The 21,922-nt window shown below is 68.0% G+C and carries 25 protein-coding genes and 5 pseudogenes; 18 read left to right on the top strand and 12 right to left on the bottom strand.

The features are described 5' to 3' along the window. From ACZ3IC_RS32555 to ACZ3IC_RS32585, 7 genes and pseudogenes are all read left to right on the top strand, one after another. Positions 1–210: integrase core domain-containing protein (locus ACZ3IC_RS32555; protein WP_467422107.1), on the top strand; the 210-nt coding region annotated here is incomplete at its 5' end. A gap of 38 nt (positions 211–248) precedes the next feature. Then, positions 249–356 (top strand): annotated as a pseudogene (locus tag ACZ3IC_RS32560) (IS481 family transposase); the annotation flags it as partial. 157 nt (positions 357–513) lie between these two features. Continuing rightward, on the top strand, positions 514–1,209 hold the full coding sequence (locus ACZ3IC_RS32565) for a hypothetical protein (protein ID WP_467422108.1): 696 nt from the start codon (positions 514–516) through the stop codon (positions 1,207–1,209). A gap of 249 nt (positions 1,210–1,458) precedes the next feature. Beyond that, positions 1,459–1,929, top strand: coding sequence for a hypothetical protein (locus tag ACZ3IC_RS32570; RefSeq protein WP_467422110.1), 471 nt, complete (start codon positions 1,459–1,461; stop codon positions 1,927–1,929). Positions 1,930–2,071: 142 nt separating this feature from the next. Further along, a complete protein-coding gene (locus ACZ3IC_RS32575; protein WP_467422111.1) occupies positions 2,072–2,920 on the top strand; it encodes an IS5 family transposase in 849 nt (282 codons plus the stop codon). Next, a complete protein-coding gene (locus tag ACZ3IC_RS32580) occupies positions 2,917–3,315 on the top strand; it encodes a hypothetical protein (RefSeq protein ID WP_467422113.1) in 399 nt (132 codons plus the stop codon). Before ACZ3IC_RS32575 ends, ACZ3IC_RS32580 begins: the two co-directional genes overlap by 4 nt. A 13-nt stretch (positions 3,316–3,328) precedes the next feature. Further along, a complete protein-coding gene (locus tag ACZ3IC_RS32585; protein ID WP_467422115.1) occupies positions 3,329–4,477 on the top strand; it encodes a hypothetical protein in 1,149 nt (382 codons plus the stop codon). 265 nt (positions 4,478–4,742) lie between these two features. Here the strand turns inward: ACZ3IC_RS32585 and ACZ3IC_RS32590 are convergent, their stop codons facing one another. Beyond that, complete coding sequence (locus ACZ3IC_RS32590) at positions 4,743–4,988, bottom strand: hypothetical protein (protein ID WP_467422117.1); 246 nt, start codon at positions 4,986–4,988, stop codon at positions 4,743–4,745. A gap of 284 nt (positions 4,989–5,272) precedes the next feature. Between ACZ3IC_RS32590 and ACZ3IC_RS32595 the strand changes: the two genes are divergently transcribed. Both ACZ3IC_RS32595 and ACZ3IC_RS32600 read left to right on the top strand, forming a co-directional pair. Next, a complete protein-coding gene (locus ACZ3IC_RS32595; RefSeq protein ID WP_467422118.1) occupies positions 5,273–5,782 on the top strand; it encodes an RICIN domain-containing protein in 510 nt (169 codons plus the stop codon). A 397-nt stretch (positions 5,783–6,179) separates the two neighbouring features. Beyond that, complete coding sequence (locus ACZ3IC_RS32600) at positions 6,180–6,455, top strand: zinc finger domain-containing protein (RefSeq protein ID WP_467422120.1); 276 nt, start codon at positions 6,180–6,182, stop codon at positions 6,453–6,455. A gap of 114 nt (positions 6,456–6,569) precedes the next feature. Here ACZ3IC_RS32600 and ACZ3IC_RS32605 read toward each other — a convergent pair whose 3' ends face one another. The 3 genes from ACZ3IC_RS32605 to ACZ3IC_RS32615 form a co-directional block, all read right to left on the bottom strand. Next, positions 6,570–6,974, bottom strand: coding sequence for a hypothetical protein (locus ACZ3IC_RS32605; RefSeq protein WP_467422122.1), 405 nt, complete (start codon positions 6,972–6,974; stop codon positions 6,570–6,572). Between the two features lie 215 nt (positions 6,975–7,189). Then, positions 7,190–7,942, bottom strand: a complete 753-nt coding sequence (locus tag ACZ3IC_RS32610; protein ID WP_467422124.1) for a GNAT family N-acetyltransferase — start codon at positions 7,940–7,942, stop codon at positions 7,190–7,192. A 44-nt stretch (positions 7,943–7,986) separates the two neighbouring features. Continuing rightward, positions 7,987–8,652 carry a maleylpyruvate isomerase family mycothiol-dependent enzyme gene (locus tag ACZ3IC_RS32615; RefSeq protein ID WP_467422125.1) on the bottom strand — a complete coding sequence of 222 codons (666 nt, stop codon included), beginning with the start codon at positions 8,650–8,652 and terminating at the stop codon, positions 7,987–7,989. A 505-nt stretch (positions 8,653–9,157) separates the two neighbouring features. On the opposite strand from ACZ3IC_RS32615, the pseudogene ACZ3IC_RS32620 reads away from it, so the two are divergent. Both ACZ3IC_RS32620 and ACZ3IC_RS32625 read left to right on the top strand, forming a co-directional pair. Beyond that, positions 9,158–10,114 (top strand): annotated as a pseudogene (locus ACZ3IC_RS32620) (MobF family relaxase); the annotation flags it as partial. Continuing rightward, the gene (locus tag ACZ3IC_RS32625) at positions 10,111–10,371 is read left to right on the top strand and encodes a hypothetical protein (protein WP_467422127.1); all 261 of its coding nucleotides are present in this window, start codon (positions 10,111–10,113) and stop codon (positions 10,369–10,371) included. The pseudogene ACZ3IC_RS32620 and the gene ACZ3IC_RS32625, both read left to right, overlap by 4 nt. Positions 10,372–10,802: 431 nt before the next feature. Here the strand turns inward: ACZ3IC_RS32625 and ACZ3IC_RS32630 are convergent, their stop codons facing one another. Next, entirely contained in the window at positions 10,803–12,191 is a 1,389-nt protein-coding gene (locus ACZ3IC_RS32630; RefSeq protein ID WP_467422129.1) for a hypothetical protein, read from the bottom strand. 427 nt (positions 12,192–12,618) lie between these two features. On the opposite strand from ACZ3IC_RS32630, the gene ACZ3IC_RS32635 reads away from it, so the two are divergent. Then, positions 12,619–12,972, top strand: a complete 354-nt coding sequence (locus ACZ3IC_RS32635; RefSeq protein WP_467422131.1) for a hypothetical protein — start codon at positions 12,619–12,621, stop codon at positions 12,970–12,972. A 19-nt stretch (positions 12,973–12,991) separates the two neighbouring features. On the opposite strand, the pseudogene ACZ3IC_RS32640 reads toward ACZ3IC_RS32635, so the two are convergent. The 6 genes and pseudogenes from ACZ3IC_RS32640 to ACZ3IC_RS32665 form a co-directional block, all read right to left on the bottom strand. After that, positions 12,992–13,305 (bottom strand): annotated as a pseudogene (locus ACZ3IC_RS32640) (ATP-binding protein). Between the two features lie 3 nt (positions 13,306–13,308). Beyond that, a pseudogene (locus ACZ3IC_RS32645) lies at positions 13,309–13,941 on the bottom strand (ATP-binding protein); the annotation flags it as partial. Then, positions 13,938–15,167, bottom strand: coding sequence for an IS21 family transposase (gene istA, locus ACZ3IC_RS32650; protein ID WP_467422133.1), 1,230 nt, complete (start codon positions 15,165–15,167; stop codon positions 13,938–13,940). The gene istA and the pseudogene ACZ3IC_RS32645, both read right to left, overlap by 4 nt. After that, positions 15,143–15,352 carry a hypothetical protein gene (locus ACZ3IC_RS32655; protein ID WP_467422135.1) on the bottom strand — a complete coding sequence of 70 codons (210 nt, stop codon included), beginning with the start codon at positions 15,350–15,352 and terminating at the stop codon, positions 15,143–15,145. Before ACZ3IC_RS32655 ends, istA begins: the two co-directional genes overlap by 25 nt. Positions 15,353–15,498: 146 nt before the next feature. Next, the gene (locus ACZ3IC_RS32660) at positions 15,499–16,113 is read right to left on the bottom strand and encodes a TetR/AcrR family transcriptional regulator (protein ID WP_467422138.1); all 615 of its coding nucleotides are present in this window, start codon (positions 16,111–16,113) and stop codon (positions 15,499–15,501) included. Further along, positions 16,113–16,961: an oxidoreductase gene (locus ACZ3IC_RS32665; protein WP_467422140.1), complete on the bottom strand. Its 849-nt coding sequence runs from the start codon at positions 16,959–16,961 to the stop codon at positions 16,113–16,115. The genes ACZ3IC_RS32660 and ACZ3IC_RS32665 overlap by 1 nt, the downstream gene beginning before the upstream one ends. 434 nt (positions 16,962–17,395) lie before the next feature. Here ACZ3IC_RS32665 and ACZ3IC_RS32670 point away from each other — a divergent pair, with 434 nt between their 5' ends. The 6 genes and pseudogenes from ACZ3IC_RS32670 (at position 17,396) to ACZ3IC_RS32695 (ending at position 20,936) form a co-directional block, all read left to right on the top strand. Beyond that, positions 17,396–17,872, top strand: coding sequence for a hypothetical protein (locus ACZ3IC_RS32670; RefSeq protein WP_467422142.1), 477 nt, complete (start codon positions 17,396–17,398; stop codon positions 17,870–17,872). A gap of 5 nt (positions 17,873–17,877) precedes the next feature. Next, positions 17,878–18,792: a ketopantoate reductase family protein gene (locus tag ACZ3IC_RS32675; protein WP_467422149.1), complete on the top strand. Its 915-nt coding sequence runs from the start codon at positions 17,878–17,880 to the stop codon at positions 18,790–18,792. A 129-nt stretch (positions 18,793–18,921) separates the two neighbouring features. Further along, positions 18,922–19,023: pseudogene (locus ACZ3IC_RS32680) on the top strand (IS6 family transposase); the annotation flags it as partial. A 40-nt stretch (positions 19,024–19,063) separates the two neighbouring features. Beyond that, entirely contained in the window at positions 19,064–19,681 is a 618-nt protein-coding gene (locus tag ACZ3IC_RS32685) for a hypothetical protein (RefSeq protein WP_467422143.1), read from the top strand. Next, the gene (locus tag ACZ3IC_RS32690) at positions 19,678–19,884 is read left to right on the top strand and encodes a hypothetical protein (protein WP_467422144.1); all 207 of its coding nucleotides are present in this window, start codon (positions 19,678–19,680) and stop codon (positions 19,882–19,884) included. The genes ACZ3IC_RS32685 and ACZ3IC_RS32690 overlap by 4 nt, the downstream gene beginning before the upstream one ends. A gap of 74 nt (positions 19,885–19,958) precedes the next feature. After that, positions 19,959–20,936: a relaxase domain-containing protein gene (locus ACZ3IC_RS32695; protein WP_467422146.1), complete on the top strand. Its 978-nt coding sequence runs from the start codon at positions 19,959–19,961 to the stop codon at positions 20,934–20,936. A gap of 191 nt (positions 20,937–21,127) precedes the next feature. On the opposite strand, the gene ACZ3IC_RS32700 is transcribed toward ACZ3IC_RS32695, so the two are convergent. Further along, positions 21,128–21,295: a hypothetical protein gene (locus tag ACZ3IC_RS32700; protein WP_467422147.1), complete on the bottom strand. Its 168-nt coding sequence runs from the start codon at positions 21,293–21,295 to the stop codon at positions 21,128–21,130. Between the last annotated feature and the right edge of the window lie 627 nt (positions 21,296–21,922).

The raw sequence follows: 21,922 nt of genomic DNA on the forward strand, positions 1-21,922 counted from the left end.
AATGCCCTGATGGAGAGCACGATCGGCCTGTACAAAACCGAGCTGATCAAGCCCCGGCGGCCCTGGAAGTCGCTCGCCCAGGTCGAGTTGGCCACTGCCGAGTGGACCGACTGGTACAACCACCGCAGGCTCCACGGTGAGATAGGCCACGTCCCGCCCGTCGAGTACGAAGCCAACTCCACGAAACCCCAGGTCACAACCACAATCTGAGATCTCTACCGAACCCGGGGCGGTTCACTTCACGCGACGCCTACCCCGCATGGCTGCACACCTACAATCACCACCGCGGACACACCGCGCTCAAGGGCCAACCACCCGCCAGCCGCGTCCCCAACCTCATGGGTCAGTACACCTAGAGCACCGACGCCGGACGTTCCCCATGGCATGCCATGTGCGCCGGAATGCTGAGCGCAGACCAGCCAAACCATGGCTCCATGCGCTCCCCGATCCAGCACTGTTGCACCCCGGACATGGCGGGCTGCATGGTGGGAGGACGAGGATGCGGGAGGGCATGTGGAAGAGTCACAGTGGGACCAACGGCGGATCTCGACGAGCGGCAGGACGCTGCGGTGGCCCAGAGCGTTACTCGTATTCACCCTGGTCAATCTGACCTGGGAGATCGTCAAAGCCAATCTGAATGCCAACGTCCGTGACGACTGGCCGTGGCGGCTCATGGTGCTGGACGCCTCGACATGCGCAGCCGTAGTAGCTTTGCTGGCCGGCATCATCCTGACTCGCAGCCAGCTCTCCCAGACCATGCAGCCCGCACTGAGTTGGTCTGGGTTCAAGGGGCGCAGTGGCGAACTGAGCAATTCGCTGAGGACGGTCTCCCTGGTCAACGCGGGCGGGGGCAGAGCCGTGGTCCGATCCGTCGCCTACCGGATCCAGGCATCCTCGACAGGCTCGGGCAGTGCCGCCATCCCCTCCGGCTGGGTGTCCTGGGCCACGGCCATCGAATCGCTGGCGTCGCTGGAACTCAACTGGGACGACGACTACTTCATGCTGCACCTCGGTTCGGGTGCGGCCGTGCCGCTGACCAACGTCAGCAAGGAGGGTATGGAACTGCTCGCTCTCGGCCCCAAGGCTCTCGAGAGACTCTCCGTGCTGGACATCAGAATCCAGGTCATAGACGTTCTGGGGGACGTCTACGAAAGGGACTTGCAATGCATTCGACCTGCTTCTGTGCCCGCCCCAGTGAGGGTTGCCTGATCGCCGGTCGGGACCTCCAGGCCGAAGCCCTGCGGTGACACCAAGTCGTCAGCGTCAGCCGGCCTGCACGGCCTCGGGGCTCACCCGACTGTCGAACCCGGTCGGGTGTAGATCTTCTCGGGGTGCCTCGTTGGGGTGATTCGCAGAGGTTCGGGATGTGGCCGGTCGTGCTGACTTCTACCGTCGCCGGGGTCGAGCCCGCCATAAGGGGTGCGGGTGCTGAGCGAGGGTGGGTGTGGTGTGCCGTCGTTGGTCGAGGCGTTGGAGGCCAGGCGAGCTGAGGCGCTGGGCCAGGTCGAGCGGCTGCGTGAACAGATCGCTGGTCTCTCCAAGGAGTTGTCGCAGGTCGAGGAGCGGCTGGCGCGGTTGCAGGTCACGCGGGAGACGGTGGAGGAGGTGCTGGCCGCGCCGTCTTCGCCGGTGCCGGACGGGGAAGCCGCGGGCGGGGGTGCCGACGGGGTTGCCGCGGCGCTGGTGAAGGCCGAAGCGGAGCTGGATATGACGGTGATGTCGCCGGAGTACCAGGCGGTCATCGCCTTGTTCGCGACCTCGGGGGTGGCGATGCGCTGCAAAGAGGTCTGCCGGCACCTGGGGCTGGGGACCGAACCGCGGCATGTCGAGGGGATGCGCTCGAAGCTGAAGCGGCTGGTGGAGCGCGGAATCCTGGCCGAGCCGTCGTCCGGGCTGTTCAAGGTCGACGGCAGGAAGCAGGGGTGGTGAGCGTGGTGGAGTCGGCCAAAGGCGCGCTCGCGGAGTGTGAGAGGGCGGTTCGTGAGTCTTCGGGTGGTTCTGGTGTCGCCTGATGGTGTGGGTGTGGTCTGAATCCGCCGGTTCCCGGTCGCTGATCTGCTGGTGTGATGAGGTGACTGAACGTAAGCCGTACCCGAGTGACCTATCGGATGGGCAGTGGGCGTTGATCGAGCCGCTGATCACGGCGTGGAAGGACCGGCACCGCTCGGCCAGCGGCCCCCAGGGCGCCTATGCGATGCGAGAGATCGTGAACGCGATCCTCTATCAGGGCCGGACCGGCTGCCAGTGGGCCTACCTCCCGCACGATCTGCCGCCGAAGAGCGCGACGTACTACTACTTCGCCGCCTGGCGGGACGACGGGACCGACCAGGTCATCCACGAGCTACTGCGCTGCCAGGTCCGTGAGAAGGCCCGCCGATTAGAGGACCCGACCCTGGTGGTCCTTGACGCCCAGAGTGTTCACGCTGCTGCCGGGGTCCCCGCCTCCACAACCGGCCGGGATCCGGCGAAACGGGTCCCGGGCCGCAAGCGGGGCCTGGCCGTGGACGTGCTCGGCCTGGTCATCGCGGTGGTCGTCCTCGCCGCGAGCGCGCACGACAACACCGCGGGCGTCGCCCTGCTGGACCAGGTCGCCGAACACACCGGCGGAACCGTCGAGAAGGCCCTTGTCGACCAGGGGTTCAAGAACCAGGTCGTCGCGCATGGAGCCGGCCTGGGCATCGACGTCGGGATTGTCCGACGCAACCCGCAGGAGACGGGGTTCGTGCCGCAGCCGAAGAGGTGGAGGGTCGAGCAGACCTACGGGATCCTGATACTGCACCGGCGCCTGGTCCGCGACTACGAGCATCACCCGGCCTCCTCCGCCTCCCGCGTCCACTGGGCCATGACCCACGTCATGGCCCGCCGCCTCACCGGCGAGAACACCCCCACCTGGCGCGAACCGCAGACGGTGACCGCGTGAACCTCCAGCCCCTCCTTGACGCACTCGGCATCCAGGAGCACGCCGCCCGAGCCCTGGCCGACGACCTCCGCACCCAGATCGACGAACTGCACGCCCGGCTACGCGAGGCCGAGACCCACCTCGAACACCTCGCGATCACACGGACGACCGTCACCGGCCTCGCCAACCGGCTCCCGGCCGCCCCGCCGGACCTGCCCGAGCACCCGGACTACCCCCGCATCCTCGGCGTCTTCAACGACGCGACCGGCCCACTGCGGGCCCGGGACGTCTGCGAAGCCCTCGACCACGAACTACTGCCGAAGAACATCGAGGGCACCCGCGCCAAACTGAAACGCCTGGTCAAGCTCGATATCCTCACCGAAGCCGACACCGGCAGCTTCACCCGGAAGCAGTAGCTGGCCGAGCACCGTGACCAGCACCCCTGCCACCCCTGCCCCCAGCCTCACCCAGAAACAGACATCAGCTCACGAACCGCCCTCTGAGGACGCCTTCGCCGCCTCGGCGGGTCTGTTCGCCGCGGTGTGCGCGGAGTTGGCGGCCCCCAAGGCGACGGTGATGACGCACTCGCAGTTGGAGGACCTGCTGGGGACGCGGATGCGCGAGGTCACCCGGCAGTTGTTCCAGGACCACCTGACGCTGCGGGCCAGGGACGAGGTGCGTGTTGATCAGGTCGTGGACGCCGCCCGCGTCGAGCGCACCCGGATCGAGCGGGGCCGGCACCGAACCCTGGCCACAGTGTTCGGCAAGGTCACCGTGACCCGGATCGCCTACCGCGGCACCGGCGTGGCGGACCTGCACCCGGCCGATGCGGTGCTGAACCTGCCGGACGGGATGCACTCGCACGGGCTGGCCAAGCTCGCCGCGATCGAGTCCGCCCGCGGCAGCTTCGCCGACGCTCGCGAGCGGATCAACGCCCACACCGGCTCCGGATTCGGGCACCGGCAGGTCCAGGAACTCGCCATCGGCGCCGCGGCGGACATCGACGCGTTCTACGACGCCCTCGTGCCGGCCCCCTGCACCGACGCCACACCGCTGATCTTGTCGTCCGACGGCAAGGGCGTGGTGATAAGACCCGAAGCACTGCGCGAGGACACCGCGAAGGCCGCGGCGGCCAAGGGCGGCAACGCGATGAAGACCCGGCTGGCGACGACGTTCCCCCTCCGGCCCTCCTTCCTGACACGGAACGAAGAGACCAGTGAAGTGTGGCTCTCCGCCGTATGTGTGACCCACCGTCAGTACCACTCGCAGTCATCACACCTTCAGGTGGACATAGGTGGCGTTTTCCGGCAAAGGGAAAAACTCGTCATACGGTCTCAATCGGCGGACCAGCCAACCATCGAGCCCACAACAAGAGAACGGATTCGTCCCTTGTCGCGTGCACACCGCGCCCTCGCAGCCGCAGGCTTCCTGCTGCTCGCCTCGCCGTGTATGACTCTCACCCTTGCAGCCAATGCCAGTGCCGCCACCTGTGGAGCCCACAAGGTCACCAGCATCCCTGGAGCCGAGGCTGAATATCGCCTCGCCTGCAAGAACGGGAATCTCCGCGTCTACGGCTGAGTCAAGGGCACCCGCCCTGACGACGATTTCGCAGCTCTGCACATTCATACCGCCAGCGGCGAAGTGCGCAGCGCGTTCGCTAACGGCTGGGGAGAGGTCGAACACTTCAGTTTCACCTTCGCCAGCACAGCCTCAGCAGAGGTCAAGCTGAGCTTGGACAACTGACCCGCTGGCAGCGGAGCAACAGCACCAGCCACAACCACACGAACGAGCGGCGCTCACCCCAAAACGACACGGGGGTGAGCGCCGGTGCGTGGCGAGGCGATCAGGGTGCGTCGCCCTCCCACACCCACGGGCCGCCAGGACGGCTGAAGGTAGGCCCGTAAGCAGCCCGCCCGCCCAGACCGTATGTGCTGTGAGGGGTGATCAAGTACGCGCCGGTGCTGATCTCCTCATCCGTCCAGCCGGTCACCTCGATCAGCTGCCCATCCAGCGGCCCACCGGTCAACTCGCGGTAGTCATGTCCGGGCTGCGGTCCGGGCTCCGGGTCGTCATGCGCGCTGCCGTACACCCCGGTGCTGGCAGCAGTGGCACGGGGCCGGAGTCGATTAGATTGGCTGAAACCAGCTGCGCAACCCGGCCGCCGCCGGGCTCGACGAAGAGGACGCCGACGGCTGACGGGGCCCACACAACGGTCCGGCGATCCCTACGCGGGGGCCGGGACCAACTCCTGGGGCTTGCTTGATCGGGAGTCGAGTCACTCCTCCGTGGCATTGTCGGGGGATTCCCGAACACGATACTTTGCGTATCCAGCTGGACACGATGCGTGACCAGTTCGAAGTGAAGGAGTCCTGCATGCGCATTCGATCTGCCTGCGCCGTGGTCGCCGTAGCGCTGACTACGACCGTTCTCGGGGTGGGCACCGCCGACGCGACGGGGCCGTTGAGCGGCACCAAGGTCCGCGCCTGGGCCAGCGGTTACGTCCTCGGCGTCGCCGGCAACTCGACGGTCGGCGCTGCCCAGCTCCAGTACCAGACCGACACCGATGCCTTGGCCCAGAAGTGGGCCATCGATCCGGTCACCCGCGACACCTTCATGCTGCGCAATCTCAACAGCGACATGTGCGTCACCGCTATGAGCGGCAGCACCGCGGATGCCCTCCAGCAGCGTCCGTGCGATCCCCGGTGGGAAGAGCAGATCTTCACTATGGCGGACTCCAGCAAGCCCAACCGGCACCTGCTGCGCAACCTGGCCCACAACAAGTGCATGCAGCAACTGTCCTCCACCGCCACGCCCACCATCGCCGTCTTGAACGACTGCGCCCCCACCAACAACTACCAGGCCCACTCGTTCGACGTCCGCTGACCTCACTTCAGGGCGGGATAACACCAGGCATTCGCGGCCCGAGGCCAGCAAAGGCCATGCCGCGCCAGGCCTGCACCGTCTGACCCCAGGCCCGCCCTGAAGAAAAGGGGCGTCCGAAGCCACCTCTTATGGCTTCGGACGCCCTTTCGGCTGTAGCGGCAGGGCCAGCTGGCCGCCGCGGCGGCGGCTTCGGCGGAGCGTGGACGCGGCATGGCCTTTGCTGGTCTCGGGCCGCGAGCGCCTGTCCTCGTCACTGTCAGAAACGACCCTTTCCCGGAGCAAGATCGGAAACGGGCGCCCCGGGCGGCCCGGAGGCCCGACCCACTGTCAGAACTCGTTCTCACTCAAAGTGGAACGAGGCATGTTCTGGGAATGGTTTGTGACGCGATCCGGGGTCATGACGGACCCTCAACCCGCACACGCGTCCGACGCGGACGACGTCGAGCGCCACCCCTGCCCGCGCTGCTCGGCCCAGCCCGGCTCACCCTGCCGCTCGCGCTGGCTCGCCAAGCTCCTGCGCGTGCCGACCCCCGCCGACCGCGGCCCCGGACAGCCATGGCGGCCCGGCACACCAGCGCCCGCCCCGGCCGACCCGGACACCCCGAGCGCGGACATCCGCATCGGCTACGCCCGCCTCAACTCCCCACGCCAGCACAGCGATTCGGTTCTATGAAGCCGAGGCGGAAACGGTCCTCGGGACAGGAAGACGTCGTCGGCTTCTTCGCTGGACCCCGGGCAGGAGCACGTCCGCCCCCGGTGAGGAGAGAGAGAAGGCAGTCGTGGCTGCTCAGGGGACGTCGCCTTCCCAGACCCAGGGGCCGTCAGGCCGGCTGATGGTCGGTCTGTACGAGGCCCGACCACCGGGCCCGTACGGGGTGTGAGGGGTGATCAGGTATGCGCCGGTGGTGATCTCCTGCTCGGTCCAGTCGGTCACCTCGATCAGCTGCCCGTCCAGCGGCCCGCCGGTCAGCTCACGGTAGACGTGGCCGAGCAGTGGCCCGGTCGCCGGGATGGCCGGGGCGGGCGCTGGTGTGCCGGGCCGCCATGGCCGGCGGGCTGCCGTGACGAGCGCCGGACCGAGGACGACTTCGTCTGCGCCGAGCTCGCCCGACGCCTCCCCGGGGCCGTCGGACCGCGCCTCGCGCGCCTGTGCCGCTCGCTGGACGGCACCACGGTGGACGATCTGGCGCACGGCCCCTCCGCCCAGTGGCTCGCCCGGCACGAACAGACGGGGGCGGACGATCTTGCGTTCATCCTCGCCCAGCGGCCCGACTCGCCCGTCCTCCCGTACTACGACGGGAAGCTGCTGCGGCGGTACCCGGACCGACCGGCCCGGCGGGCTGACGAGGAGCGCGGTCCGTCCGTGCCGACCGGGCCCGGCCCGCGCGCCGGGCCCGGTCGCCGGGCTCAGACCAGATCGATCCGGTGCTGTGTCACCGGGTAGCCGGCGCGTAGGAAGGTCTCCGCCATGGGGGTGTTGGCCCGGTCGGTGCCCGCGGTGACGACCTCCGCGCCCTTGGCGGCGAGGAAGTGCGTCGCCTCCGCGAGCAGGTCGTACGCGTAGCCGCGGCCGCGCTGTTCGGGGACCACACCCACGTAACCGATCAGCGGGGCCGAGTAGTTGCGGCACGGCGCGACGAGACCGACGAGCTCGCCGTCGGACGTGTGGGCGAGACGCCACCAGGACCGGGGGCTGGGCATCCAGCGCAGGTAGTCCAGTTGCTCCTGGGCGGCGGCGTCGATGCCGGAAGTCTCGACGGTGCGGAGCACCTGACTGTCCAGGGAACCGCGGTGGACGCGCCGGAACACCTCAAGGATCACCGCGTCGTCCGGCTCGGGAGTGAACGTCAGCCGGTCCGGACGCGGCGGCAGCCCGCAGTCGGGCGTCCACCGGTAGTGGTTCCGCTCGCCCTGCTCCACCAGCCCGGCAGCCGACGCGGCCGCGATCCGGACCTCGGCCTCGGCCCGTACCACTGGATCCTCCCGCCAGCCCGGGGGGAGTTTGAGCATGTATTGCGCGCGCAGCAGCACGGTGCGCAGGAGTTCGGTCGCCGCCTCGGCGTCGGTGAAGTCGAACCAGTTGAGCGAGGCCGGTTGCGTGTCCTCGGGGCCGCCCCACCACGCGGCCCGGGCGACCACCGTGTCCTCGCGCAGCGCCACCGCGGCGGCCCGCTGCCTTCACGGGCGGTGGGCCGCCTTCACCGTCATGCCATTCCGCAGCGCTCGCGGAGGTGCTCAACACCGTCGCCTTCCAGGTCGTCGAGATACGCCGCGCGTCCGGTCATGGCCATCGTCAGGGCCAAGGTGCTGCCGGACACGAGTGCCCCGGATCCGGTCTTGAACGGGCCATCATTTGCGACGAGTCGTAGGTCACCGATGCGCCCCTTGGCAAGGACCACCAGATCCGACCCCTGGTAGTACTCAGCCACCCGTGTGACCGCCTCAGTTGGGTAGTCGCGACGAATGTCCAACGGACGCCGGATGTCCTCCGCATGCACGATCGTCTCGCCAAGCATGGCCACGGCAGGGAGGGGAGGCTTGGTTCTGCTGGGGACAACACGCCGGAACCGCTCAAGTGTCTCGGCCGGGGTTGCCCCGAGCTGTTCGGCTAGCCGCATTGCTACCTGTTTGTCGAAGTCGAATCGGCAGCGGATCACACCCGCCAGCCAGCGCACAGCATTGAGGCTTGCCCCCGCAGTGAGATGCGCCAGCACCTCACGCACCATCAACCCGGTGCACAACGACGGGGTTGCCCACTGATCGTCGGACAAATCTGCAAGATCGGCTACCAGTGCCGCTCGCTCAGTACGGATCAGTGGCCAGACCCCGGTCCCCGGACTGCGATCTGCTGCCAGCTCCGAACCAGTCATACGGGCGAATCTCCTGTCACGAGTCATGCTCTGCATTGCACCTGGACCGGAACACGTGGTCGTCCGGCAGGGTGTTCGAAGAAGAGACTCTCCCACTAGAGCAAAGTCATCGCCCACAGCGTGACCATCCCTCGAGGCAGCCGAACCGGGACCTCGCAGGCATCAGAGTGGACATGCCGAGCCGGCAGCAGGTCCTGCCGCTATTTCTCGTGAACATCCACGAGCCCGGAGATCGCCAACTGCTGCCCAAACCAGCAGACAAACGCTGCTGCTGAAAGGGTTCTGGCTCAACTTCTGTGGTGATGGGCCGGCGGTCAGTGGGTCCGGTCGGCGCAGTCGGGAAACCCGCAGGTCAGAGAAATGGTCCGGCGCGGAGATGGGCGGGTAAGGCCTGGCATCACGGAAGTTGTGCCAGAACCGCTGAAAGTGAACGAAGCCACCTGCGCAAGCTGGAAGGACAACGCCAAGACCAGCACCACGATGTATGTGCTCACCCAGGCCCCCGGCAGCCCGCCGCCAGCAGATCGTCGACGCGATGTCTGTCCTCGTGGCCGACTACGAGGAGAAGCAGGGGCGCCCGCCGGGGGAGCGGGCCGCCTACGCACTGGGCCAGCAGGCCAGCGACCGGACGCGCCCACCGAAGCGCAAGGAGATGCGGTCGCTGTCCGAGCTACGCGACGGCTGGCGGGCCTCGGCGATCCGGGCGTTCGGCGCCTGCACCATCTACCGGCTCGCACAGCGGGCGCGGGCGGGAGCCGCGGCGGTATGGGCGCGCGTACGGCCGGTGGTCGACATAGCACTGGCGGCCGTCGACACCGTCGCCGTGGTCTACGTGATGCGCGGCGCGTTCAAGCCCAGGCACCTGCTCGCCGAAGCCCGCCGCCACCTCACCTACGGCCTGCGCGGCCGACCCCACCAGCCCGGCCTGGACGAACAGATCGTGCAAGCGGTCGTTGACAACTACACCCGCCCGGCCAGCCGACGGATGATGACCGCCGACCTGCGCGCCCTGTACCCGCACGACACCGAGGACCAGGCCGTGCTGCGCCCGCTGACCCGTAAGCGGACTGCCGCGCCGTACGAGCGGGCCCGCCTCGCCGCCGGCGCGCTGAGGGCCCGGGTCCACGTGGTGCGCCGCGCGGACCGCCTGGGCTCCCGCACCCGGCTACACGCCGTCGCCGTACCCGCCGCCCCGAGGTCCCGCCCGCGGCCGTCCCGCACGGACCGGAAGGCCGGCCGCGTGCCGGAGCAGGCGACGGACGTCGCCGCGGTGGAGCAGACCCGTCGGACGCTCGAGGCAGCCGCCGCCAAGATGGCCGCCAAGCTCCAGGACGGCGTACGGGAACGCGCAGTCGCTCACGGCCCCCGACCACAGCCCACCTCGCCGACGGCCCCGCCGTCGCACGCCCAGCAGCCCGGCACCCAGTACGCACCGGGCCGGACCACAGGAGGAGTCGCGTGAGCACCCCGGAAGAACAACCCAGCATCGAGGACGTCCTCGCCCGCGCCCGCGAAGCCTTCAAGGAGCTGGCCGCTGTGCTCGATGAGCCGCCGCTCTGGGAGCCGATCTGGAAGCGGCCCCGGAAGCCGAAGAACGACCGCGAGAAGAAGGCGGAGCTGCGCAAGCAACGGCGGCGGCTCCAGGACGCCGGGCGGCGCCGCTTCCTCGCCGGGCAGTCGCGCCGGCCCCGGTCGACGGGTCCGTCAGCGCCGCCCTGACGGCCTGTCGGGCCGTCCTCCGTCTCTCCAGGCTACTCGGCGTGCTTCCGGGGGACTCTCAGGTGTCCTTCACGGGCGTGGAACTGGCGTGCCGCCGTGAGGTTGAGCGCCCACTTCGCGTCCTGCGTCAGCTTCACCGGCCGCTCCTCCTCGGCCGGTGTGATCTTGAGGGTGTTCTCCAGGATCTACTGCTGCGCAGCCACCAGCTGCTCCCACCCGTGCCGCTGCGCGCTCACCCAGCGTCCGAGGTCTTCGCCCTGGACGACGACATCGGACGCGGCTGTCGGGAGCGCGCCGCCGGCCCGGACGAGGTTCTGGACGAGGCGGAAGCAGCGCTGCCACCCGGTGTCCCAGACCGGTCACGAGCAGAACGAGTATCGGGGTGGTTGTCACCCAGCAGTCGTTCGCGGTCGGCAGGAACGCAGGGCCGGTCAGGTGGCGGGGTGGATGGCGCAGCGCGCGGAGCGTTGCGGAGGGATGGGTCCGCTGGGGTCGGGGCTGAGGGGCAGTGACCAGGCTTTTCGGATGTCGGTGATGAGGGTGCGGGCGCTGTAGGGAGAGATGCCGAGTTCCTGGCGGGCTTCGGCGAGGCGTTCGGGTTCTCCGGGGAAGCCTTGGGCCTGGGCTTGCTTGAGGCGTTCGTCGAAGCCGGTGGTGCTGAAGATGTCGAGGAGGGTGAGGGAAAAGTAGGCGTAGGCGGAGGCTTCGGCAATGAGCTGGTGTGCGTCTTCGCTGAGGGCGTCGGAGGTGTCCGGGCCTGGGTGGTGACCGGTGAGGGGGTGGTAGGCGAGTTGTTCGAGTCCGTGGACGAGGGTGCGGATATTGCAGGGGCAGGGAATGCGGAGGTGGCCGCCGAGGGTACGGAAGGCGCTGAGGGTGCCTTCGGTGTCGGGGGTCCACTGGCGTTTGCTCAGGAGCGTGCGGAAGCCGGCGAGGGTTTCGGAGAGCTCTTCGAGGATGAGGTGGCGGGAGATCTCGGCGAGTTCGTGGGAGCGGGATCTTTCCTGCATTTCGCGGATCTGGAGGGCGTAGCGGAGCAAGTCGCGGAGGATGCCGCCGGAGAGGGTGTGGGCGAGGAGGGTGTAGGGAGCGGTGAGGGCGGAGCGTTCGGCGAGGACGGTGCGGGATTCGGCGAGGGTGCTGGGCTGGACATGGATGATGTCGTCGAGGGAGCTGTCGGTGACGTCGCGGTGGGGGAGGCCGCGGCGGACGAAGGCGGCCCCGACGTCCTCGGCGACGGAGATCAGGTAGTGGACATGAGGGATACCGAGGATGGCTTTGATCTCGCTGAGGAAGGCGAGGGCGTGGGTGTCGGAGCCGAGGCGGTCGAGTTCGTCGATGGCGATGATCACGGATTTGCCCTGTCCAGCGTATTCGTGGGCGATGAGACGCAGGAGGGCACGGAAGTCTTCGACGAGTTCGGGGAAGTTCGGGGGGACGGTGGACAGGGAGGTGTTGTGGGTGGTGCCGAGGCTCAGGAACTGGGAGATCCCTGTGGTCAGGGTGCTGCCTGAGGACTGGATGGTCTGGAGGCGGTAGAGGTAGTCGCGGCAGCGCGAGACGAGCTCGGGTTCGCGGGGCCGGGGTTCCCAGTCGTCGACGCGCCTCAGGAGGGTGCCAGCGGTGAAGGCCGCGAGGCGGAGGGGGTTTTCCTCGTCGGCGATGAGGCGGTAGGTGTCGGGGTCCTGGGCGAGGTAGAGCAGTGTGCAGGCGCCGGCCAGGGCGGTCAGCGGGGTGAAGATCCTCCGCAGGTGGATGTAACGGCTACCGAGTGGGAACTCGATGCCGGAGTCGCGGGCCCTGGCGAAGAGGACCCACACCGTGAACACCAGGCCGGCGCGGATCAGTGCCTCCCAGGGGGCTGCTTGTCCAGTGGCTGGGGGACCGGGTCCGTGGTCAGGTTCAGGGGCCTGAGGGAAAAGTGGACAGAGACGTCGCCGTAGTCGAAGAGGACGCTCAAGAAGGTTCCGGTGATCAGGATTGATCCGAGAATCAGGCAGCCTGTCGTCGTGACGCGGCGCAGGAGGCGTGGAATCCAGGAGGTATTCCGGGCGTTCCACAGGCCGAGGGCAACGAAGACGGCGATGACGCTGGCGGCGACGGCCTGGCCATGCTGTCGGCGTACTTCTCTGACTGCTCCGGCAAGTACAGATAAACGTGCACCACTTGGCGGTCGGCAAGATGGTTGTGACTGGTTGGTCGTGGGCAGTGTCGGAGGTCTCTGCGGGGACTGTCATGATCTCGGCCATGGATGAGTTCACCGAGGTTCTGAGGCGGGAGTTCGACGCCGAGGAGGGGAGCTTCCTGCTGCGGCTGCGTGGGGATCTGGAATGGGATCGGGCTGCGTTCACCCGTCTGGAGCGGGCGATGCGGGCCGCATGCGAGCGATCGCAGTCCGACCAGAAGCTCGATCGGTGGGTCGCTGAAGGGTTCTATGAGGTCGCGACCTGGGTTCCGTCGTGGACGTCACACCCGAACTTCCCAAGGCCGGCGCCCGACGTCTACTTCGAGGACTGCGTAGAACGAATCGGGGATCTGGCCAACTGGTTCTTCCGCGGCTGGCACGATTACTCCGAGGGCCATGTCTGGACTGACCTGTGAAAACTCCCGGGGAGCTTGGTCAGGCTGCCTCGTCCCGGTCGCGTTCGATGGCCGCGAGCCGGTTCTTGAGCCGGTAGCTGGGGCCGTTGATAGAGATCACGTCGCAGTGGTGCAGGAGGCGGTCGAGGATGGCAGTGGCCAGGACCTCGTCGCCGAATACCTGTCCCCATTCGCTGAAGGTCTTGTTCGAGGTCAGGATGATCGAGCCCTTTCGTAGCGCTTTGAGATCACCTGGAAGACCAGGTTGGCCTCAGCTCGTTCGAGGGGCTGGTAGCCCACCTCGTCGACCACGAGAACCGCTGGCCGGAGGTAGCTGCCGAGCTTGCTGGTCAGCCGCCCTGCGGCCTCGGCGGTCTTGAGGTTGCGGACCATGTCGTCGAGGCTGGTGAAGTAGATTGAGTAACCGGCCCGGCAGGCGGCGACCGCGAGAGCGACGGCGATGTGCGTCTTGCCCACTCCTGGCGGCCCGAGCAGGGCGGCGTTGGCTTTGGCCTCGACGAACGACAACGTGGCGAGGTCCTTGACCTTGCGCGGGTCGAGTTTGCGGACCATGTCGTCGAGGCTAGTGAAGTAGATCGAGTAGCCGGCCCGGCAGGCCGCCGCCAATGCGATAGCGATGTGGGTCTTGCCGACGCCGGGTGGCCCGAGCAGGGCAGCATTGGCCTTCGCTTCGACGAAAGACAGAGTGGCGAGGTCTTTGACCTTGCGCGGGTCGAGCTCGGGCTGGAACGAGAAGTCGTACTCATCCAGCGTCTTGTGGTGCGGCAGCCGGGAGAGCCGCAGGCCCTGGCGGAAACGGCGGTCGTCGCGGACGGCGAGTTCCTCGGAGAGGACCAGATCGAGGAAGTCGAGGTAGCCCATCTTTCCTGCGTCCGCCCGCCGCGTGTACTCGTTGATGGTTTCCGCCAGGTGGGGCAGGCCGAGCTTGGTCGCCGTGGTGCGGATGCGGTTGTCGGTCAGCTCGCTCAAGACGATTCCTTCGTCGCTCGGTTGGTGGTGAAGGGACGGGTCCCGGTCAGTTCGTCATAGACCGACAACGGTCGGCGGCCGACCTCGATGCGGGTGGCCGCGGCCCGGTTGAGGAGGGCTTGCAGCGGCCCGGGCTCCTCGCCCAGCGGGCGTTCGTGACGCGGCCGGGGCAAGACGTCGCCGGTGGTGGTCCGGCGCCCTTTGCCGGTGGGCAGACCGTCCCAGTGCTGTTCCGCGACGACACGGACCCCGCGTCCGACCGCCCGCGGGTGCGTGGCCAGCAGTGTCTCGCCGCTGGAGTCGGCAACGGTGGAGTGCAGCATGACCTGTGATTTCGTGGCCCTGAACTCCACCAGCTGACGGGGGCGGACCTTGCGGGCCGGGACCGAGTAGAGGTTCCCGCCGAAGGCGACCAGGCAGTCTTTGCCGACGGGCCGCAGATGGCGCTCGGCCACCAGATACGGCGTTGGCGGCAGCGGCTTGAGAGCTGCGTGGTCCCGGGCAGCGCGGTGCCCGATCACCTCGCGGTGCGTCTTGTGGATCTGAGCCCGCCGTTGCGGCACCCATGTGGCGAAGGCGGCGTCCATCTCCTCGACGGAGGAGAAGGCCCGGCCGGAGAGAACGTGGTCGCGGACGATCAGCACCTGGCGTTCGACGCGGCCCTTGCCCTGGGGCCGGTAGGCGGCCAGTACATCGATGTCGAAGTCGTAGTGGCCGGCAAATCCGACCGCCTCCGGATGCAGCGGAACCGCCTCGCCGGGGGCGACGTGACGGCGCACGACCGTCTTGGTGCGGTCGTAGACGATCGTCATCGGCACCCCGTTGAAGTGCGCGAATGCCCGCCGGTGGCAGTCGAAGAACGTCTGCAGGTCCAGGCTGGTGGTGAAGCAGCAGAACGGATCACGCGAGTACGACAGCACCATGTGGAAGGAGTAGACCTTCGGGATGTCCAGATGGGCGAGGATCTTGCCCTCATCGCCCCAGTCCACCTGGGCCTGAGCACCCGGGATCACCTCGAACCTGCGATGCATCCCCGCAAGCTCCCGCGGGGTGATTCCCAGTTCCTCCGCGATCCTTGGGCGGGCCTCCTGCACGTAGAGCTTGACCCGCTGGTAGTTCCCGGTGAATCCGTACTCCGTGGCCAGCCGCTCGTGAATCACCGCGGCCTTCATCAGGATCTCAGCCCGCAGCATCGCGTCGATCAGCGCAGCGACCTCGTCGACCACCCGCTTGCACGGTGACCACTCGCCGTCCGGCGCGGCGGTGCGGACGAGTCAGCAGACAGATACTTGCTGACCGCCCGCCAGTTCAGCCCGGTCTCCTTGGCGCCCTCCGACAGGCTCATCGCCCCGGACTTCACCAGGCCGCGGAAACGCCGGAGCTCCAGCCAGCGCTGCGGGTCCAAGACCATGGCCCACCCCTCTCTGCAACCTTGGACAACAGGCAGCAGCGTGCCGGGGGCCGACTCTCAGCGCATCAAGAACTCTGTACGTTCATCCGTACGCGGCTATGCGCGTTCACGTGTACGCCGACAGGCGCTCGTCCATGCCAGATGTATCAGGCGGTCAGGCCGGCGCTGACCAGCCAGATATGTTCGCAGGTCGAGGATGCTTTTTGCAAATTCTCGCGGGACTCCTGCGAGGCGTGGTAGAAGGTGCGCTCGATCATCCAGCATAGGGCGCGTGCCATCGCCGACGCTTGTTCCGGTTCGGTGCCCGCCTGAATGCCGGCTCGTTCCAGGACAGCGGTGATGGCTGTGATGAACAAGTCAGCTGTACGGCTCCACAGCTCGCCGACCTCCGGCACGGTCAGTGAGAGGTCGATCGCCGTGCGCATGACCAGGCCGTGCTCGTTCCACAGCTCGACCGTGCGCCGCATGGCTGCTGCGATGGCCTGGCACGGCTCGTCGGTCTGCGCGGTGGCCCGGGACCGCTCCCACAGGTGCTCCACGGTCCGGGCCACGAGTGCCGTGACCACTTCTTGCTTGGAGCCGAAGTAGAAGTACAGGGCGCCGCGTGTGATGCCGGCGCCCTGGGCGATGTCGCCGACGGTCATGGCGTCGTAGCCCTTCTGCGCCAGCAGAGCTTCGCAGGTGTCCAGAATGGCCCGCTCCCGGACGTCGCCCTTGCGTTCGGTGGTGCGTCGGCTTCGCGCGGGGTGGTGGCCGGGCATCAGAGCTGAGCACCCTCGGCGAAGTCGGTCGCACGGGAGAGCGTCTCCCATGCGCGGATGTCCTCGTCCACGGCCGTGCGCGCGGCGGTGACCAGTCGCAGCGCATCCGAGCCCAGGACGAGGTGGGCCGGCGGCTGGTCTACCGACGCAATGTGCACGACCGCGTCCCCTGCCTTGGCCGGATTGCCCAACTGGTTCCCGCTGGCCTTCTGCCGCGCTTCACGGATGGGGGTGAACAGCTCGTCGTAGTCGTCGACGGACCGCGCGGTGCGTGTCATGGACCGTCCGGCCCAGTCGGTGCGGAACGACCCGGGCTCGATCGCCGTCACATGGATCCCGAACTGTGCGACCTCCTTGCCCAGCGCCTCAAGGATGCCTTCCAGGGCGAACTTGCTGCCGCAGTAGGCGGACATGCCGGGCACGGCCATCAGCCCGCCCATGGAGGTGACGGCCATCAGGTGTCCGCGGCGGCGCCGGCGCATGTGGGGCAAGGCCGCCTGCAGCGTAGCCACTGTCCCGAATACGTTGACCTCGAACTGCCGCCGCACGTCGGCCAGCGGGGTCTCCTCGAAGGTGCCCTCCAGGCCATAGCCGGCGTTGGCGATGACGACATCCAAAGCTCCGACGCTCCGCTCTACCTCTGTGATCACATTCGAAACGGCGTCGCCGTCCGTCACGTCCAGGATTCGGCCGTGAGCGTATCCGGGTTTGAGCTCTTCGAAGGCCCGCAGGTCCTTCTCTGAGCGGACCGTGCCGACGGCGGTGTGCCCGGCGGCCAGGGCCGCTTGGGCGAAGGCACGTCCGAGGCCCGTGCTGACGCCGGTGATGAGCCACTTCTGTTCCTGCATTACTCCTCCAGCTAGGACTCGGAAGGAGTCTGGTTGCTCCCTCACCTCAAACTCTACACGATGTCGATTTTTATCATCGTCATGCAGATTCTGGTGACACCTTACGGATCCGCCAACCGCCGGAAAGAGACCGGCCCCGGCGTCCCCCGCAGTTCGGCCATGCCCTGTGGGCCATAGCAGCTTCCGCTGACCGCGTGCGGATCGTGCGCCGCCCGCAGGATCGGGCCGCAGCCCGCCAAAGGACTCTGACCCACCAGCCGCACGTCGGCGACCTCAAACGCCGGGCATGCAACCGGCCCCGCGTCGCCGTCGACACCGCCCATCTCACTTGACCCCGGGCCGGGACGGACCACGGACAACGGGAGTGTCTAAATCAACGGCGGATCTGTTGATCATGGAGCCACGCCCACCAAGGACACAGGCGCGCCAGGGGAGTGGCTCTCAGCTCCTCAAGTCTCAAGTCCGACCGCACGTACGCCGCAGACGGCAGCTATGGCGACAAAGACGTGATCGAAGTCCAGCTCTTCGAGGACGGCGGGCTGCGCCTGTTCATGACCCGTCTCTCCGAGGGCCTCAGCCGCCGCGGGTCGGAGACCGAGGAGGAGCAGGTCCTCTTCGACGCCGGCGCCGTCATCCTCACCCGGCACGTGCTGGAGCTGATGCGCCTTGTCTCCGACCAAGTGGGCTACCACGGGAACTGGGTCGTGGCGGTCGGGGCCAACAGGCTCCGCGGCCGCCGCAGGCACTCCGGACAGTCACACTGGCCCAGCAACCACAGGTACAGCGATGACACCCACCGGGGCGGTTCAGTCCGCACCCCCAGTCGCACGCATGGCGGGCACCTCTGCAACGATCGCCTTGAAGGCGGCCACCGATCATCGGGGCCGACCTACGAGAGGACAACTTCGTGACACTCATGACGAGCAAGCCCACGGTGGCCATTTTGGGTTCGGGCGGCATCGGCGGTCTGCTGGCCGCCCTACTGTCCCGCTCCGGTCACCGCGTCATCTGCCTGGCCCGCGAAGCCACGGCACACGCCTTGCGCAGCAGCGGGATCGAGGTACATAGCCGCCAGTTCGGCGACTTCACCGCAGCCGTGGAAACGGACACCGAACTGCGAGAGCCGGTCGACGCGTGCCTGATCACCGTCAAGCAGATCGCTCTGGATACCGCACTTACCCGCGTCCCGCCCGCAGCCCTCGGCGACGCCCTCGTCGTACCGCTGCTGAACGGCGTCGAACACCCCGCCACCCTCCGCGCTCGCTACCGGCCTGACCGGGTGGCCCCCGGAGTGATCCGCGTGGAGTCAACCCGCCTTGCCCCCGATGGCACCGGGCCCGTCGTCATCGAGCACGGCAGCCCGTTCGTCGAGATCGACCTGGCCGCCGGCACGGCACCCCGCCCCCACGTCGTAACCCTGGCGACCGCCCTGTCCGCCGCGGGCGTGACGGCCCGCCTGACTGAGGACGAGACCACAGCCTTGTGGGCAAAAATGGCCTTCCTCGCCCCCTTCGCCCTCCTCACCACCCGGTACGGCGCGCCCCTCGGAGAGGTCCGCACCCGCCACCACGAGGAGCTGGAGAGCCTGGTCGCCGAAACCGCCGCGGTCAGCCGCGCCTGCGGCGCACCGGTGGACACCGCTCAGGCCCTGGCGCGCTACGACGCCTTCCCTCCCGACGCCAAGTCCTCCATGCAGCGCGACGCGGAAGCGGGCCGGCCGCTGGAACTCGACGCCATCGGCGGAGCGCTGCTGCGCGCGGCCGACCGCCACGGTGTGCTCGTGCCGGTGGCGACCCGCGTGGTACGGGAACTGCAGTCCGCAGGCCACTAGGGCATATATCGAGTCGTGATCGTCATCTTGGATGACTCGCGCGCAACTGACGGACGTGGAGCGGGGGCACTAGTTGGCTGGCGGCGTGGGAGGATCCTCGAAGTTGATCATGCTGGAGGGGGATCGTCCGTGGTGAGCGCGTTGCCGTCGTATGAGGGGCACCGGTACCCGGTCGAGGTCATCTCCCACTGCGTGTGGCTGTACTTCCGCTTTCCGCTCAGCTTCCGTGAGCCGCCTCGTGCGGCGTACCGACAGCCCGGGAGAAACCAGCATGCTCGCCTGGGACGGCGAAGGCCGCCTCGAGCGCCGTACGGCTCCGGACGGCGCGACCGAGACATGGCTATGGGACGGCGAGGGCAACTGCACCAGCTACACCGCCCCGCTGGGTGGCTGCACCCTCTTCGGCTACGGGGCCTTCGGCCTGCTCAGCGCCCGCACCTCGCCGGACGGTGCCACACACCGCTTCCGCCATGACACCGAGGAGCGCCTGACACACGTCACCAACGCGCTGGGCCAGACCTGGCACTACGCCTACGACAGCGCAGGCCGGCTCGCCGCCGAGACCGACTTCGACGGCCGCACCACCACCTACGCCTACGACGCCGGCGGACAACCCGCAGCCCGCACAACCACGACAGGCGAGACCACCACCTACGCGTTCGACGCAGCAAGCCGCCTCAGTTCCAGGACAGTCGGTGACGCACGTACCGAGTACCGGTACGACGAGGCATCCCGCCTGACCGCCGCCATCTCCCCGACCAGCTCGCTGAACTTCTCCTACGACCCGGTCGGACGTCTACTGACCCAACAGACGGATGGTGCGACGCTCAGCCAGACCTATGACCTCGCCGCCGACGCATCAGCCGCACCACGCCTTCCGGCGCCGTGACCACCTGGGCGTACGACGAGGGCCACCACCCGGTGCGCATGGGGGTCTCGGGCCACACTGTCGCCTTCAACTACGACGCCCTGGGGCGAGAGCTCACCAGGGACGTCGGCGACTTCGCCACCTTGTCCCACAGCTATGACACATCCGGCCGCCTGACCGAGCAGTTCGTGACTTGTCCCGGAAGAGACCCGCGAGCCCTGTGAGCTGCCGCGCTGGGTGTCTGCGGGGCGCAGGGAGGAGGGAGTTCTGCGCGGTCAGGTCTGCGGAACGGCCGGGAATGTATGTCCCGCGTCCCGGCGAGCCGGCCCGCTTCCGCCACTACGAGGCACGCTCGGGCATGCCGCTGCTCCACGACCATCTGATGCTGTCGGTGAAGGGGCAGCGCCTGGACGGGAAATGGGGATCGGTCCACTCGGAGGCCCTGTTCGAGAGCACGGTCGCGGCGTCCGCGCTCTACAACGAAACCGTGGCCGCTGAGGTCTGCGAGGCGATGGGGCTGGCGACCGAGCCGCGCATCGTCACCGCCGGGCGCCGCCCAGTTATGGAGATAGCCGGAGTGCCCCACGAGCTGATCCGCTGGACCGCCAGCCGCGGGGAGCAGATCGCCGCCTGCCTGTCGGGCCTGGAGCACGAGTACGTCACCGCCGTCGACGACGACGGCGAGCCGAAGTTCCTGCCCGTGGTCTCCGAGCGGGCCCGCGCCAAGCTGAACCGGGTCGCGGCGAAGATGACCCGCCCGCCCAAGAAGCAGAAGGTCCGCTCCCTCGCGGGCGACGTACTGCGCGAGCGCCTGAACGCCCCGCTGGAAGGGCCGCTGACACCTGCCCGAGATTCTGGCCGAATGACGCGGCAGCGTACGAGGGCGGCGATGTCGGGCGGCGTCACGGGGGCCGGCGGCTACATCGACGGTTTGCGCGCCATCGCCCGCAGCAGGGGCTTCAGAAGGATCACCAGGTCAGTGGCAAGAGCCCTTGCTGAAGGTCGCGTGGGAGAGGTAGAACGCGAGCATCCCCGGGTCGGGGGGCGGCCGGTCCTCGGCCCCCGGGAAGACTACGGGGGGCTGCTCGTCCAGGGTCAGCGTGATGCGGACGCAGTAGTCCGTCTCGGTGTCCTCAGTGCTGACCGTGTAGCCTCCGCCCTCCTCTTCACGCGTGTCGACGCCGTGCCCTGGCCCGATGCCGCTCTCCCGGATCGCCTCCGCGATCAGGAAGCCGTGGTTGCCCTCCAGGCTTGTGTAGTGCCGTTTGCCGCCTAGATCTTGGACGCCCTTGCGGACGGCGTCGCGGAGTTCGCCCTCACTCCACGTCGACTCGGCCTGCATACCGAACAGCACGCCGAGCGCGACAAGCGGCGTGAGGATGATGAGTGCGAGACCAACCGGGTTGCGGTGGTTGTAGACGTACCGGCTGGTTCCCAACTTGCTCCGGATGAAGACGGGTTCTTCGCTCAACGTGCTGCCTGCACACCGCCGATGTACGCTGCCCAGGCATCTGCCCGGAGCGCGAGCTTCGGGGCATCGGGGCTCTGCGGGGGCACGCCCTCAAACGGTCCGTCGAACTCGGCTTCGGCTCGGTTGATGCGGGCCGAGAACCTGCGGTGAGGTGCGGTCGTCATGGCGGCACTGTAGCGGCGAGGGTGATCACATCGGATATCCCGTCGATATCCGAGACGACGGCTCGGATACTGCGATCATGCCACGCCAAGCGCTCGTCGGCCGCGAACGCTCAGACTGGCCACGTAGAACGCTCACCGGCCAACTATGGCGCTCAGTGTGCGACACGAAGTCGCTCCAGGTAAGTAAGGCCAGCCACGTGAAGGAGGTATCGATCGGCTGAACTTCGGGCCAGTGCCCAAGGCCCGTCCCCGCGCTCCCATGCGTCGCTGGTAACGGCGGGGTGTGAAGCGGAGCGTTCAAGCCCAAGGGCACCTCGGCCATCGAGGAGCAACAGTCGAGGGGAAGGCTGGACGGGCGAACGAGAGTGAACCCTCGACGATGCCCCGTGAGCTTAAGACCGCGCGATGGCACGCGGGCGGCGGTCACAGGACCCGGTGCTGCAAGGCACCAAGCGACCCTCGGGTAACTGAGCCCGGAGGGAGGACACCGCTGGTCCCGGGGTAGAGGGGGCGCCCACCCCAGCCGCGTCTTACGACCTGGGGATGAATAGTCCCGGTGTTGGTGGGGCCGTGACGTGAGAAGGGCCGCACGGGTTGGGTGAGTTGTGACGCTTACCTGGGCCCGTG

The sequence above is a fragment of the Streptomyces sp. NPDC002958 genome (assembly GCF_055563255.1).